Annotated in this window: 11 protein-coding genes; 2 read left to right on the top strand and 9 right to left on the bottom strand. The window is 70.9% G+C overall.

Translation table 11 applies throughout. The annotated features are described in order from the left end of the window. Positions 1-159: 159 nt before the first annotated feature. Positions 160-1,116 carry a glycoside hydrolase family 6 protein gene (locus tag KHP12_RS18205; RefSeq protein ID WP_086879629.1) on the top strand — a complete coding sequence of 319 codons (957 nt, stop codon included), beginning with the start codon at positions 160-162 and terminating at the stop codon, positions 1,114-1,116. 31 nt (positions 1,117-1,147) lie between these two features. Here the strand turns inward: KHP12_RS18205 and KHP12_RS18210 are convergent, their stop codons facing one another. Together KHP12_RS18210 and KHP12_RS18215 are read right to left on the bottom strand one after the other, a co-directional pair. Next, entirely contained in the window at positions 1,148-1,732 is a 585-nt protein-coding gene (locus KHP12_RS18210) for a Uma2 family endonuclease (RefSeq protein ID WP_037948486.1), read from the bottom strand. A 107-nt stretch (positions 1,733-1,839) separates the two neighbouring features. Further along, the gene (locus KHP12_RS18215; protein WP_086879628.1) at positions 1,840-2,454 is read right to left on the bottom strand and encodes a TetR/AcrR family transcriptional regulator; all 615 of its coding nucleotides are present in this window, start codon (positions 2,452-2,454) and stop codon (positions 1,840-1,842) included. Positions 2,455-2,525: 71 nt separating this feature from the next. On the opposite strand from KHP12_RS18215, the gene KHP12_RS18220 reads away from it, so the two are divergent. Continuing rightward, on the top strand, positions 2,526-3,110 hold the full coding sequence (locus tag KHP12_RS18220) for a peroxiredoxin-like family protein (protein WP_211833173.1): 585 nt from the start codon (positions 2,526-2,528) through the stop codon (positions 3,108-3,110). Between the two features lie 66 nt (positions 3,111-3,176). On the opposite strand, the gene KHP12_RS18225 is transcribed toward KHP12_RS18220, so the two are convergent. From KHP12_RS18225 to KHP12_RS18255, 7 genes are all read right to left on the bottom strand, one after another. After that, complete coding sequence (locus KHP12_RS18225) at positions 3,177-4,679, bottom strand: MFS transporter (protein WP_086879627.1); 1,503 nt, start codon at positions 4,677-4,679, stop codon at positions 3,177-3,179. 44 nt (positions 4,680-4,723) lie between these two features. Beyond that, positions 4,724-5,518 carry a TetR/AcrR family transcriptional regulator gene (locus KHP12_RS18230; protein WP_244202506.1) on the bottom strand — a complete coding sequence of 265 codons (795 nt, stop codon included), beginning with the start codon at positions 5,516-5,518 and terminating at the stop codon, positions 4,724-4,726. Between the two features lie 215 nt (positions 5,519-5,733). Continuing rightward, positions 5,734-7,335, bottom strand: coding sequence for a phosphoglycerate dehydrogenase (gene serA, locus KHP12_RS18235; protein ID WP_086879626.1), 1,602 nt, complete (start codon positions 7,333-7,335; stop codon positions 5,734-5,736). 272 nt (positions 7,336-7,607) lie between these two features. Continuing rightward, positions 7,608-8,606 (bottom strand): ketol-acid reductoisomerase, encoded by a 999-nt coding sequence (gene ilvC / locus KHP12_RS18240; protein ID WP_086879625.1) that lies wholly within the window; start codon positions 8,604-8,606, stop codon positions 7,608-7,610. Between the two features lie 139 nt (positions 8,607-8,745). Next, positions 8,746-9,270: an acetolactate synthase small subunit gene (gene ilvN / locus KHP12_RS18245; protein ID WP_037948468.1), complete on the bottom strand. Its 525-nt coding sequence runs from the start codon at positions 9,268-9,270 to the stop codon at positions 8,746-8,748. Positions 9,271-9,303: 33 nt separating this feature from the next. Next, positions 9,304-11,157 carry an acetolactate synthase large subunit gene (locus KHP12_RS18250; RefSeq protein ID WP_078559054.1) on the bottom strand — a complete coding sequence of 618 codons (1,854 nt, stop codon included), beginning with the start codon at positions 11,155-11,157 and terminating at the stop codon, positions 9,304-9,306. A 228-nt stretch (positions 11,158-11,385) separates the two neighbouring features. Continuing rightward, entirely contained in the window at positions 11,386-14,301 is a 2,916-nt protein-coding gene (locus tag KHP12_RS18255) for a putative bifunctional diguanylate cyclase/phosphodiesterase (RefSeq protein WP_210609931.1), read from the bottom strand. Positions 14,302-14,496 lie beyond the last annotated feature (195 nt).

The following is a 14,496-nucleotide window of genomic DNA, read 5'->3' on the forward strand; positions in this document are numbered from 1 at the left end:
CCCAACAGGCGTTTCGTACCGGGCGAGTTGACCGCGGCCGTACGCGTCTCCTCGAACTCCACGGCAACCATTCCCCGCCCGGCGGCAACCAGAGGACGGCGGCCGGACACGGCGGCCAGAGGGCTGAGCAGCCACCCCACGCGAGAGGAGTGACGCACCGTGCGCATCACCAGAGCGTTAGCGGCAGCCGGGCTCGCCGCCGCCTTCCTGATCGGCGCGGCCTACACACCGCAGGCCGTCGCGGGCGAACTGCCGGGCGACACCCGGTTCTTCAACAACCCCGACTCGCTCGTCAACAAGTGGGTCGCCGCCAATCCGGGCGACTCCCGGCAACCGCGCATCGCCTCGCGGATCGCCAGTCAGCCCCAGGCCGCGTGGTTCTCCCGGTACTCCCCCGCCACCGTCACCGAGGACGTCCGGAAGGTGACCTCCGCCGCCTCCGCCAAGGGCCAGACCCCCGTCCTGGTGACGTACCAGATCCCCAACCGCGACTGCGGCGGGGCCTCCGCGGGCGGCGCGCCCGACCTCGCGAGCTATGACACATGGGTGCGCGGCTTCGCCGCCGGGCTGGGCAGCGGGCCCGCCGTCATCATCCTCGAACCCGACTCGATCGCGCTCATCAGCTGTCTCTCGCCCACCGAGCTGAGCGGCCGCTACGCCTCACTGGCCCGCGCCGCCACCGCCATCCACAGCGCGAACCCCCACGCCCGGGTGTACTTCGACGCCGGTCACTCGGCCTGGAACAGCGCCGCCGTCCAGGCCTCGCGGCTCCGCTCGGCCGGGGTGCTGACCAGCGGCGACGGCATCTACAGCAATGTCTCCAACTTCCGCCGCACCGCCGACGAGGTGGCCTTCGCCAAGAGCGTGCTCGCCCAGCTCGGCACCTCCTCGGGGCTCACCGCCGTCATCGACACCAGCCGCAACGGCAACGGCCCCGCCCCCGACAACGCCTGGTGCGACCCCCACGGCCGCAAGGTCGGCGAAAACCCCACGGCGAACACCGGCGACCCGGCCATCGACGCCTACCTCTGGGTCAAGCCCCCGGGCGAAGTCGACGGCTGCGCGGGCCCGGCGGGCACCTTCTCACCGGACTACGCGTACGAGCTGGCGGGCTAGCCACCGGCCGGCCCCTCGGCCTCCGAGGGGCCTACAGCCGATCGATCTCGGTGAGGTCGATGTCGATGTCGAAGGGGACCGTGAGCTTCAGGCGGTCGTGGTGGATACCGGAGGGGACGTAGCAGCCGGTCACTGAATCCAACTCGTACACGTGCACAACGGGGCGGCTGCCCGCGTCCTTCTCGATCAGCCAGAAGTGCTGGATCCCCGCCTCGGCATAGAGCTGCGGCTTCCGCTTGCGGTCGCGAAGTTGTGATTCCGGCGACACCACCTCTACCGCGAGGACGGTGTCAACAGCCTTGTAGCCCGTCTCATGGGCGTCAGCGGTGGTCGCCTCGGCCCGCACGACGGAGATATCCGGCTCGGGACGGTTGCCGCTGTCGAGAGTGATCGTCATCTCGCGGCGCACCCGCAGCGTCTCCGGCACCGACGCCCGGAGCCCCTTCTCCAGCAAATACATCGCCAGCGAGTGAAAACTCTTCTGCGGACTCACGAAGACCAGGCTCCCGTCGATCAGCTCAGTGTGCGGCGGGAGATCCGGAATGCGGTCAAGGTCGTCTGCGGTGAATCCGCCCGGGGGCGGAAAGGCCCAGGCCGGAAGCGGTTCAGCAGTCATGGTTCCTCCCATGGACGGGATTCTGGCCGCGTGCCCAAGGGTAGCGGGCAGGAACACCGGGGACGCCACCCACACGAGTGGGGGCGACTTTCGCCGTTGACCCACAGCTAGGCGCCCAGCCCACGCAGGAAGACCTCCAGCCCGCCGAAGAACTCCCGCTCCACCCCCACGCTCCGCGCCTGTCGTGCCGTGTCGGCCAGGTACGGGAACTCGTCGGACGGCAGCTCGGAGATCGTGACCGTGCCCGCGCCGGACAGCGGTCCGAGGTGTTCGAGCTGGATCGCGCCGATCACATAGCCGAGGAGGGCGCGCAGGGCGAGGACCCGGCGTTCGCCGTCCAGGCCCGCCTCGGTGAGGATCGCGAGCGCCGTCTCCGCCCACCGCAGCGAGCTGGGGGAACGGTGCCGGTGGGTGAGGGTCAGCGGGAGGACCGCGGGGTGGGCGCTGACGGTGTCGCGCAGTCGGCCGACCATGATCCGGAGTCGTTCGCCCCATGGGGCTCCGGGATCGGGCGGCGTGGTGTCGACGGCACCGAGGACACGCTCGACGACCAGCCCTTCGAGCTCCTCGCGATCGTCCACATAGCGGTAGAGCCCCATCGTGCTCATTCCGAGTTCCTTGGCGACGGCGCGCATCGAGAGCCCGGCGAGCCCCTCACGATCGAGGACGGCGAGGGCGGCCGAGGCCAGCTGATCGGGGGTGAGGGAGCGGGGTCGTGGCATGGCGATTGACAGCGTACGGCATACGCCTACGCTGGTAGGCGTATGCCGTACGCTTACGAAAGGGGGCTCCCATGGAGCCCGGCTCCGTCGTCTCCGCCCGCACCCTCGCCCCCGTGACCGGTCCGGCCGTCGCCGTGCCCGACCCTGACCGGCTGATCCACCTTCAATTCCGGCGCTTCGCCGGATGCCCCGTCTGCAATCTCCATCTGCGCTCGATCGTGCGGCGCCACCAGGAGATCGAGGCGGCCGGAATCCGGGAGGTGGTGGTCTTCCACTCCCCCGCCGAGGAGTTGCGCGAGCACACGGACGGGCTGCCGTTCGCCGTCGTCGCCGACCCCGGGAAGCGGTTGTACCGGGAGTTCGGGGTGGAGCAGGCGCGCAGGGCCCTGCTCAGCCCGCGCGCCTGGGGGCCGATCGCGTGGGCGCTGGTCACCGGCGTGTGGGCGGTCCTCCGCGGCCGGGAGAAGCTCCCCGAGCCCAGCCAGCCCGGGGGCCGGCTCGGGCTGCCCGCGGACTTCCTGATCCGCGGGGAGGGCGTCGGCGGGGACGGCCGCGTCATCGCCGCCAAGCACGGTGAGCACGCCTACGCCCAGTGGTCGGTGGATGAGCTGCTGGAGCTGGCCGCCCGCGCGCCACGCCCCGACCCCACTCCCTGACCCACCACCGCCGGAGGCCCTCCGCTCCGGCGATGGGGCGAAGGACCTCCGCGGCGCGGGGCGCCGTCAGCCCATGTGGGCGGGGAGCGGGGTGGCGCCTTCGGTGCCGGGTTCGCGTACCGGGCGCGGGGTGTTCATCAGCAGGGCCACGACCACCGCGGCTCCCACGAGGATCGAGGACGAGACGACGAAGGCGTGCGAGAAGCCCTCGACCAGACCGGCCTTGGCGGTCGCCTTGGCGGTCTGCGGTGTCATCTGCCGGGCGTGCGAGGCCATGTAGTCGGAGGTCGCACTGGTGGCGATGGTGTTGAGCATCGCCGTGCCGATCGAACCGCCGATCTGCTGGGCGGTGTTGACGGTGGCGGAGGCGACGCCCGCGTCCCCCGCCCCCACGCCATGGGTCGCGTAGTTCATCGAGGGCGCCATCACCAGGCCCATGCCGAAGCCGACCAGGAGCTCGGCGGGCAGCACCCCCGCCGCGTACGAGCTGTCGACGTCCAGGGGCACCAGCAGGACGACACCGGTGGCCGCGATCAGCAGGCCGGGCGCCACCAGCAGCCGCGGCGGCACCTTGGGGATGAGGCGGGAGGCGACGCCGCCCGCGCCGATCAGCACCGCCCCGGTCATCGGCAGGAACGCCACACCGGTGAGCAGCGCCGAGTACCCCTTGACGATCTGCATGTAGTACGTGAGGAAGAGGAACATCGCGAACATGCCGACCACCGAGAGGCCGACCGCCAGATAGGCGCTGCCACGGGTGCGGTCCCCCACGACCCTCGGCGGCAGCAGCGGCCGTGCCACGTTCCGCTCCACCATGACGAAGGCGAAGAGCAGCACCGCGCCCAGGACGAGCAGCCCGGTCACCAGCCGGGAGCCCCAGCCCTCGGACTCGGCCTCGCTGCACGCGTAGACCACGGCCACCAGCCCGCACACCGCCAGCACCACACCGGGGATGTCGAAGCGGGCCCGGCCCTCGGCGCGGGTGTCGGTGGGCAGCACGGACCAGCTGATGGCCGCGACGACCGCGATCGGCACATTGACGTACAGGCACCAGCGCCAGTCGAGGTACTCGGTCAGCAGCCCGCCGACGACCAGCCCGATCGCACCGCCGCCCGCCGCGATCGCACCGAAGATGCCGAACGCCTTGGCGCGCTCACGGGGCTCGGTGAAGTTCACCGCGAGCAGCGACAGCGCCGAGGGGGCGAGCAGCGCGGCGAAGGCGCCCTGGAGGGCGCGGGCCGCGAGCAGCATCTCGAAACCGGAGGCGGCGCCGCCGAGCGCGGAGGCCCCGGCGAACCCCAGCAGCCCGATGAGGAAGGTGCGCTTACGGCCGGTGTAGTCCGCGATCCGGCCGCCGAGCAGCAGCAGACTGCCGAACGCCAGGGTGTAGGCGGTGATGACCCACTGCCGGTCGCCGTCGGAGATGCCGAGGTCCTTCTGGGCCGACGGCAGGGCGATGTTCACGATGGTGATGTCGAGGACGATCATCAGCTGGGCCAGGCCGATGAAGACGAGGGCGAGCCAGCGCCGCGGGTTGGCCTGCGGCGGCGCCTGTGAGGGCTGGGACATGACGATGCCTTTCTGGTCTTGCGGAAGGCGAGCGGAGAGGGGGGTCAGGCGGGGTCCGGGTCGAGGTGCGATTCGGCGTCACGGGCGTCGTAGGCGTCGCGGGCGTACCGGGCGTCGTGGGCGTCACGGGCCTCGTGGGCGTCGTCGATCACTCGCTCCCGGATGCGCTTGAACGCCTCCGCATCGACGGCCGGACCGCCGAGCGGGGTGGTGAGGCGCGGGGAGCCGGTGGGGCGCAACCCGTCGATGTAGACGTCCAGCTGACGATGGGCGAGGCCGTCATCGGGGGCGAACCGGCCGCCACCGGGCAGCGGCCGCGTCAGCCGGATGATCATCAGCGTGATGTCACCGAAGACGACATCACGCCGGACCAGCCCCTGCGCCTGGGCGCGCAGGAGCATCGCGTCGATCGGGTCGACGGCGTCGCCGGGGACGCTGTCGAGGATCTCGTCCACGGTGAACCGGCCCAGCAGCGCGGGCAGCACCGAGCCGATCTTGAGATCGAGGGCGGCGTGCATGAAGCGGCGCAGCGCGAGACAGGGGTCGCCCTCCTCGGCGGCGGCCCGGCGCGCGGCCTCGGCCAGCGCGGTCAGCACCTCGATGGCGACCCCTCGATGCAGCTCGGCACGGTGCGGAAACCGCCGGTAGAGGGTCGCGATGCCGACCCCGGCGCACCGGGCTATCTCATCCAGCGGGGCATCCGGCCCCTGATCGGCGAAGACCTCGCGGGCGGCGCGCAGGATCTGCTCCCGGTTGCGCCGGGCGTCGGCGCGCATGGGGGGCGACGGGACGCCGGCGAGGGCGTCGGTGTCGGTGTCGGTCTCGGCGTCTGCGGACACGGGGCTCTCCTGACAGCACGGACATACCTACAGTTATGTGGAGAAATTTTCTCCACATAGCTGCGAGCGTAGCGAGCCCAACGCCATTATTCAACACTCGATGAAAAAGATCCGGAACCCCTCCGGCACGCCTTCCCGCCCTGGATGCACAAAGACCTGGGCCCGGCCCCCGCCGAAGCGGGGACCGGGCCCAGGTGGGTGATGCCTTGAGCGGCTCAGACCAGATTGACCGAGCGGGCCGAGGTGGCGCCGATCTCCTCGGCGATCTCGGTGAGCACGGGCTGCGGAATGGTGTCGTCCACCGTGAGCGCCACCAGCGCGGCACCGCCCGCCGTGGCCCGCGAGACCTGCATCCCCGCGATGTTGATCCCCGCCTCGCCCAGGATGCGGCCGAGCGTGCCGACCACGCCCGGGCGGTCGGTGTAGCGGAGGAAGGCCATGTGGTCGGCGAGCGCCAGATCCACGTCGTACTCCCCCACCGCGACGATCTTCTGCTGGTGCTTGGGGCCGGCCAGCGTGCCGGAGATCGAGACCTCCTCGCCGTCCGACAGGGTGCCGTGCACGGTCACCACATTGCGGTGCTCGCTCGACTCCGAGCTGGTGGTCAGCCGCACCTCCACCCCGCGCTCCTGCGCGAACAGGGGCGCGTTCACATACGAGACGGTCTCGTCGACGATGTCCTCGAAGACGCCCTTGAGCGCCGACAGCTCCAGCACCTTGACGTCGTGCTGGGTGATCTCGCCGTAGACCTCGACATCGAGGCGGACCGCGACCTCGCTCGCCAGCGCGGTGAAGATCCGCCCCAGCTTCTCGGCCAGCGGCAGTCCGGGCCGTACGTCCTCGGCGATGACGCCGCCCTGGACGTTCACCGCGTCCGGGACCAGCTCGCCGGCCAGCGCCAGCCGCACCGAGCGGGCGACCGCGATGCCCGCCTTCTCCTGAGCCTCACCGGTGGAGGCGCCCAGATGCGGGGTGACCACCACATTGTCGAACTCGAACAGCGGGGAATCGGTGCACGGCTCCTGGGAGAAGACGTCCAGCCCGGCCCCGGCCACCCGGCCCTCCTTGAGGGCGGCGGCCAGCGCCACCTCGTCCACGATCCCGCCGCGCGCGGCGTTCACGATCCGGACCTCCGGCTTGACCTTGCGCAGCGCCTCGTCGCCGATCAGCCCGACGGTCTCGGGCGTCTTGGGGAGGTGGACCGTGATGAAGTCGGAGACCTCGAGCAGCTCGTCCAGGGAGAGCAGCTTCACACCCATCTGCGCGGCCCGCGCGGGCTGCACATACGGGTCGTACGCGACGACCTTCATACCGAAGGCGGACATCCGCTGGGCCACCAGGACGCCGATGCGGCCGAGGCCGACCACGCCGAGGGTCTTCTCGCTCAGCTCCACACCGGTGTACTTGCTGCGCTTCCACTCGCCGTTCTTCAGCGCGGCATTGGCCTGCGGGATGTTCCGGGCCGTGGCCACCAGCAGACCGCAGGCGAGCTCGGCGGCGGTGACGATGTTGGACGTCGGCGCGTTCACGACCATGACGCCCGCCTTGGTGGCGGACGAGACGTCCACATTGTCCAGGCCGACGCCCGCGCGGGCGACCACCTTCAGCTTCTTCGCGGCGGCGATGGCCTCGGCGTCGACCTTGGTGGCGCTGCGGACGAGGATCGCGTCCACATCGGCGATGGCGGGAAGGAGCTCGGCTCGGTCCGCCCCGTTGCAGCTCCGGATCTCGAAGTCCGGGCCCAGGGCCTCGACCGTCGCCGGAGAGAGCTCTTCGGCGATGAGTACGACGGGCTTACCAGTGGAAGCAGTGCTCACGTGGTCTTCAGTCCTCACTAGTCCTCAGCGGACGGCCGTCCCGACGGCCGCTGGCGGTGAAGGGGTCAGCCGCGTGGGAGACGCACGACGCTGTGAGCCTGACGCGCTTGCTGTTGATGAGTGTAGTGGCGGTCGGGTCTTCGTCATGTGCCGTTGCGGCAGGATCACCCGCACGTGGTGCTGCGCGGTGGACAAAGCGCGAACCGGGTGTGACGGGGGTCCGGCGGACCCCCGTCACACCCGGGGCACGGCCTCCGCGCCGCCAGGCGCGGTTACGCCTCTTCGTCGACCCAGCTCATGAGCTTGCGCAGCTCCTTGCCGGTGGTCTCCAGCAGGTGGTTCTCGTCGGCCTTCTTCAGCTCGTTGTACTTCGGCAGGCCGGCGTTGTACTCCGCCATCCAGTTCTTGGCGAAGGTGCCGTCCTGGATCTCGCCGAGGAGCTTCTTCATCTCGGCCTTGGTGGAGTCGTTGATGATCCGCGGACCGGAGACGTAGTCGCCCCACTCGGCGGTCTCGGAGATCGACCAGCGCATCTTCTCCAGGCCGCCCTCGTACATCAGGTCCACGATCAGCTTGAGCTCGTGGAGGCACTCGAAGTACGCGATCTCCGGCTGGTAACCGGCCTCGACCAGGGTCTCGAACCCGGCCTTGACCAGCGCCGAGGTGCCGCCGCACAGCACCGCCTGCTCACCGAAGAGGTCGGTCTCGGTCTCCTCGGTGAAGGTGGTCTTGATGACGCCGGCGCGGGTGCCGCCGATGCCCTTGGCGTAGGACAGGGCCAGCTCGAAGGCGCTCCCGGTGGCGTCCTGCTCGACGGCCGCGATGCACGGCACGCCGCGCCCCTCCTCGTACTGGCGGCGGACCAGGTGGCCCGGGCCCTTGGGGGCGACCATGCAGACGTCCACGTTGGCCGGGGGCTTGATGAAGTCGAACCGGATGTTGAGACCGTGCCCGAAGAACAGCGCGTCGCCGTCCTTCAGGTTGTCCTTCACGGACTCCTCGTAGACCTTGGCCTGGATCGGGTCCGGGACCAGGATCATGATCACGTCGGCCTCGGCGGACGCCTCGGCCGGGGTGACCACGCGCAGGCCCTGCTCCTCGGCCTTGGCCTTGGACTTGGAGCCCTCGTGCAGGCCGACCCGGACGTCGACGCCCGAGTCGCGCAGCGACAGCGCGTGGGCGTGGCCCTGGCTGCCGTAGCCGAGGATTGCGACCTTGCGGCCCTGGATGATGGACAGGTCGGCGTCGTCGTCGTAGAACAGCTCGGCCACTTCGGGAATCTCCTAGCGTGTGGGTTGTGCTTCCCACCGTATGACGGGCGGGCGGGTGAAGGTTCGGGGGTCTCGCCATACGGTCCTGCGCACGGGTGGCGCCGGACCGTGGCCCCGCTGGTCAGGGCGGGGCCGGGGGTCAGGCGGACCGGTCGAGCGCGCGCAGGCTCCGGTCGGTGATGGAGCGGGCGCCGCGCCCTATGGCGATGGTGCCGGACTGGACCAGCTCCTTGATGCCGTACGGTTCCAGCATCCTGAGCATGGCCTCGAGCTTGTCACTGCTGCCGGTGGCCTCGATGGTCACGGCCTCCGGGGAGACGTCCACGGTCTTGGCGCGGAACAGCTGGACGATCTCGACGATCTGGGAGCGGGTCTCGTTGTCGGCGCGGACCTTGACCAGGACGAGCTCCCGCTGGATCGCCTGGCCGTCCTCCAGCTCGACGATCTTCAACACGTTGACCAGCTTGTTGAGCTGCTTGGTGACCTGCTCCAGCGGCAGCTCCTCGACATTGACCACGATGGTGATCCGGGAGATGTCGGGGTGCTCGGTGACGCCGACGGCCAGCGAGTCGATGTTGAAGCCGCGGCGGGAGAACAGGGCGGCGATCCGGGCCAGGATGCCGGGGGTGTTCTCCACCAGGACGGAGAGCGTGTGCTTGGACATGGGCTCGGTCTCTTCTCTCTCTCGGTCCTGGCCTCAGTCGTCTTCGCCGTCGCCGAAGTCCGGGCGGGTGTCGCGCGCCGCCAGGATCTCGTCGTTGGAGGTGCCGGCCGCGACCATCGGCCAGACCATGGCGTCCTCATGGACGATGAAGTCCACGACCACCGGGCGGTCGTTGATCGCGTTGGCCTTCTCGATCACGGCGTCGAGGTCGGCCGGGTCCTCGCAGCGCAGCCCGACGCAGCCCATGGCCTCGGAGAGCTTCACGAAGTCGGGGACGCGGGTGCCCAGGTTCGCTTGCCCGGGGGTGTCCGGGCCGGAGTGCAGGACCGTGTTGGAGTAGCGCTGGTTGTAGAAGAGGGTCTGCCACTGGCGGACCATGCCCAGCGCGCCGTTGTTGATGATCGCGACCTTGATCGGGATGTTGTTCAGCGCGCAGGTGACCAGCTCCTGGTTGGTCATCTGGAAGCAGCCGTCACCGTCGATCGCCCAGACCGTACGGCCCTCGTCGGCGCCGGCCTTGGCGCCCATGGCGGCCGGGACGGCGTAGCCCATGGTCCCGGCGCCGCCCGAGTTCAGCCAGGTGGCGGGGGTGTCGTAGTCGATGAAGTGGGCGGCCCACATCTGGTGCTGGCCGACGCCCGCGGCGAAGATCGTGCCCTCCGGGGCCAGCTGCCCGATCCGCTGGATGACCTGCTGCGGGGAGAGGCTGCCGTCGGCGGGCTGGTCGTAGCCGAGCGGGTAGGTCTCCCGCCACCGGTTCAGGTCCTCCCACCAGCCGGTGTAGTCACCGGCGTGGCCGGCGTCGTGCTCGGCCTGGACGGCGACGACCAGGTCCGCGATGACCTCGCGGGCGTCCCCGACGATCGGCACGTCGGCGACGCGGTTCTTACCGATCTCGGCCGGGTCGATGTCCGCGTGGACGATCTTGGCGTGGGGGGCGAAGGAGTCCAGCTTGCCGGTGACGCGGTCGTCGAAGCGGGCGCCGAGCGCCACGATCAGATCGGCCTTCTGGAGGGCGGTCACGGCGGCGACGGTGCCGTGCATGCCCGGCATGCCCAGGTGGAGATGGTGGCTGTCGGGGAAGGCGCCCAGCGCCATCAGGGTGGTGGTGACCGGCGCGCCGGTCTGCTCGGCCAGCACCTTCAGCTCGGCGGTGGCCCGCGCCTTGATCACACCGCCGCCGACGTACAGCACCGGGCGCTCGGCCTGGGTGATCAGGCGGGCGGCCTCGCGGATCTGCTTGGCGTGCGGCTTGGTGACCGGGCGGTAGCCGGGCAGATCGGGCTGCGGCGGCCAGGAGAAGGTGGTCTGCGCCTGGAGCGCGTCCTTGGCGATGTCGACCAGGACCGGGCCGGGGCGGCCGGTGGAGGCGATGTGGAACGCCTCGGCGATCGTGCGCGGGATGTCCTCGGCCTTGGTGACCAGGAAGTTGTGCTTGGTGATCGGCATGGTGATGCCGCAGATGTCCGCCTCCTGGAAGGCGTCCGTACCGATGGCCTTGGAGGCCACCTGGCCGGTGATCGCGACGATCGGGACCGAGTCCATATGGGCGTCGGCGATGGGGGTGACCAGGTTGGTGGCGCCGGGACCCGAGGTGGCCATGCAGACGCCGACCTTGCCGGTGGCCTGCGCGTAGCCGGTGGCGGCGTGGCCCGCGCCCTGCTCATGGCGGACGAGCACATGCCGGACCTTCGAGGAGTCCATCATCGGGTCGTAGGCGGGGAGGATCGCGCCACCGGGAATGCCGAAGACGGTGTCGGCACCCACTTCCTCGAGGGAACGGATGAGGGACTGCGCGCCCGTGACGTGCTCTACGGGGGCGGACTGCGGTCCGCCGCTACGGGGCCGAGGCTGGGGGTGATGGGACCCGGGGGCCTGCTCGGTCATCGGCATTCTCTTCTCGAAGATGAGGTTCGGTGCGGGAGGGAGGGGGCGGGGCGATGCACCGGGCCCTGCCGGTGCAACAAAAAACCCCTCGTGCCGTAAGGCAAGCGAGGGGAGCGCGCCGGTGAGGGTCCGCAGGGCTTCGATGAGCCCTGCTCAGCCGACGCGCTGTCCAAGTACGAGAATTCGGGTGCGCATGGCTCCGACCCTCCCCCCGGCGCATATCGGGTGTCAAGTGGGTGGGACGGGCGTCTCAGTATTTGAGCGGGTCGGCGGGTGGGTGTGCGGCTCCGTACGGCGCGGGCCGTGGGAGCCGCCGTGCCCGCCATGACCGCCGTGCCGGATCGGCAGGGCGCCGCCGACCAGCAGCGGGGGCTCCGGGCGCGGCACCGGATAGCCGCCGCGCAGCAGCGCCCGGCGCAGCCGGTGCTCGTCCAGCGGCCCGCTGAAGGCCGCCCCTTGGGCGTGAGTGCATCCCATACCGCGCAGGGTGACAATCTGCTCGGGCAACTCCACCCCCTCTGCGATGGACTGCATTCCGAGGTCGCCGGCGATCCTCAGCAGCCCTGCGGTGATCTTGTGCAGCCGTGAGGACTCGACCACTCCCTCGACCAGTCCGGGGTCCAGTTTCAGCACATCGATGGGAAGCCTGCGGAGCGCCCTGATCGCGGCATAGCCGCTGCCGAAGCCGTCGAGGGCGATCCGCACCCCCAGGCGGCGCAGCGCGCCGAGGCGGTGCTCCAGCTCGTCCAGCGGCACCCGTGGATCGCTGTCGGTCAGCTCCAGGATCAGCGCGCCGGACGGCAGCCCGTGGCGGGTCAGCAGCGTCTCCACGGCCTTGGGCGGCATCGACTTGTCCACCAGCCGGCTCGCTGGGAGCCGTACGCAGACCGGGACCGGATGGCCGTCGCGGCGCCGCTGGGCGGCCTGCTCGACGGCGGCCTCCAGCATCCAGCGGGACAGCTCGGCGGTACGGGCGGTGTCCTCACCGCCCCCCCGGCCGTTGTCGGCGACCCGGAGGAACTCGGCGGGGGTGAACAGGATGCCCTGGGCCGAGCGCCAGCGGGCCTGCGCCGCGACCGCGGTGATCCGGCCGCTGGTCAGCTCGACGACGGGCTGGTGCAGCAGCACGAACTCCCCGTCGTGCAGGGCGGCGCGCAGTCTGGTGGCGACCTCGGCGCGCCGCGCCACCTCGGCCTGCATCTGCGGTGCGTACAGCTCGACGCGGTTCTTGCCCGCGGCCTTGGCGCGGTACATCGCCAGGTCGGCGTTGCGCATCAGGGCGCCGGGGCTGGTGCCGGACTCGGCGAAGGCGACGCCGATGCTGGCGGCCACGCGGACCTCGGTGCCGCCCTCGACCCGGTAGGGCTGGGAGAGCCGGAGCCGCAGCCGGTCGGCGATCTCCATGATGCGCTGCTCGCGGTTGCCCGCGTCCCCCTCTCCGTCGCCGAGGATGAGGGCGGCGAACTCGTCGCCCCCGAGCCGGGCCGCGCAGTCGCCGGACCCGGACCGCACGGACTCCTGGAGCCGACGGGCGGCCTGGACCAGCAGCTCGTCCCCGGCGTGGTGGCCGACGGTGTCGTTGACCGCCTTGAAGCCGTCGAGGTCGATGAAGAGCACGGCGGTGCCGGCGTCCGTACGGCGGCGGCCGGCGACGGCGTGCGCGACCCGCCGGGTGAACAGGGCGCGGTTGGGCAGATCGGTGAGCGGGTCGTGCTCGGCGTTGTGCTGGAGCTGGGCCTGGAGCCGGACCCGCTCGGTGACATCGCGGCTGTTGAAGATCAGCCCGCCGTGGTGGCGGTTGATCGTGGACTCCACGTTGAGCCAGTCGCCGGAGCCGGAGCGGAAGCGGCACTCGATCCGCGTGGTGGGCTCCTCGCCCGGTGCTGCGGCCAGGAACCGGCGGACCTCGTGGACCACCGAGCCGAGGTCCTCGGGGTGGATCAGGGAGGCCAGCTCGGAGCCCTCCAGCTCCTCCGCGTCGCGGCCGTAGACCCCGGAGGCGGCCGGGCTGACGTAGCGCAGGATCCCGGTGGGCGCGGCGATCATGATCACATCGCTGGAACTCTGCACCAGGGAGCGGAAGTGGCTCTCCTTCTGGGCGAGTTCCTGGGTGAGCCTGATGTTGTCCATCAGCATGATCGCTTGTCGGACGACGAGCGCGAGCACGACCGCGCAGGCGGTGAAGAGCACCACCCCGTCGATCGGCCGGCCGTCCATCACGTTGAACAGGACCCCCAAGGTGCAGACGGCGGCGGCGAGATAGGGCGCGAGTGCGGCGAGCGAGCCCGCGATGGGGACGCTCTGCTGCGCGGGGCGGCGCGCCGGCGGCGGGTTCTGGGCGGCCTCGCGGCGGGCCACCCACGGTGCGTACGCCAGCAGCGCGGAACCGGCGAACCACCCGGCGTCGAGTATCTGCCCGGAGCGGTAGTGCTCCCGCAGCAGCGGCGAGGTGAACAGCGCGTCGCACAGCACGGTCAGCGCGAAGGCGGCGATCGCGGTGTTGATCGCGGAGCGATTGCCCGAGGAGCGCCGGAAGTGGAGCACGATCACCATGCTCACCAGCACGATGTCCAGCAGCGGATAGGCGAGCGACAGGGCGCCGCGGGCCACGGAGGCGCCGTCCGCGCCGAACTCCCCGGTGTGGGCGAGCGCGAGGCTCCAGGAGAGCGTGACCAGCGATCCGGCGATCAGCCAGGCGTCCAGCCCCAGACAGATCCACCGGGCCCGGCTCGTGGGGCGCTTGGCGAGCACCAGCATCCCGACGATGGCGGGCGGGGCGAAGAGCAGGAAGCAGAAGTCGGCGACCGAGGGGGTCGGCACGGAACGGCCGAGCACCACCTCGTACCAGCCCCAGACGGCGTTCCCCAGCCCGGCCATGGCCGAGGAGGCGGCGAACAGCAGCCAGGCCGGGCGCAGCCGCCCGGCGTGCCGGCGGCCGTGCCACAGACAGGAGGCCGCGGCGGCGAACGCGGCGGCGCTCAGCCCGAAGTCACCCATGACCAGGGCCAGTTGGGACGATCCCCAGCCGACGATCGCCCCCGCCGCGTAACCGCCGCAGACCAGGGCGAGGACCACTTGCGGCAACAGCCCGGCCCCGCCGCCGGAGACCGACGGCCGGGCGAGCACCGCTCCGGTGGCGCTCACTGGACTGCCATCCACTGCGTGGCGGACCACTGGCGCCTCGGGGCCCCCGGAAGCGGTATCCCCGCGGGCCTCGTCGAGTTGGAGAACCGCGCGGCTGCGCGGAAGTGTCGCGGTCGACGCCTGAGCTGCGTCGGGTTGTCGGTCCATCGGCCATACATCGCCCGTCGCCCCCCTCGAGTTCCGGTCCATCGCTGA

Origin of the sequence: Streptomyces asiaticus, assembly GCF_018138715.1 — a bacterium.
GTDB lineage: Bacteria > Actinomycetota > Actinomycetes > Streptomycetales > Streptomycetaceae > Streptomyces > Streptomyces asiaticus.

Bases quoted from the DNA above. Each gene is read 5' to 3' on its own strand.
- KHP12_RS18210 (WP_037948486.1), bottom strand. From the start codon at position 1,732: ATGACTGCTGAACCGCTTCCGGCCTGGGCCTTTCCGCCCCCGGGCGGA.
- KHP12_RS18215 (WP_086879628.1), bottom strand. From the start codon at position 2,454: ATGCCACGACCCCGCTCCCTCACCCCCGATCAGCTGGCCTCGGCCGCC.
- KHP12_RS18220 (WP_211833173.1), top strand. From the start codon at position 2,526: ATGGAGCCCGGCTCCGTCGTCTCCGCCCGCACCCTCGCCCCCGTGACC.
- KHP12_RS18225 (WP_086879627.1), bottom strand. From the start codon at position 4,679: ATGTCCCAGCCCTCACAGGCGCCGCCGCAGGCCAACCCGCGGCGCTGG.
- ilvN (WP_037948468.1), bottom strand. From the start codon at position 9,270: ATGTCCAAGCACACGCTCTCCGTCCTGGTGGAGAACACCCCCGGCATC.
- KHP12_RS18250 (WP_078559054.1), bottom strand. From the start codon at position 11,157: ATGACCGAGCAGGCCCCCGGGTCCCATCACCCCCAGCCTCGGCCCCGT.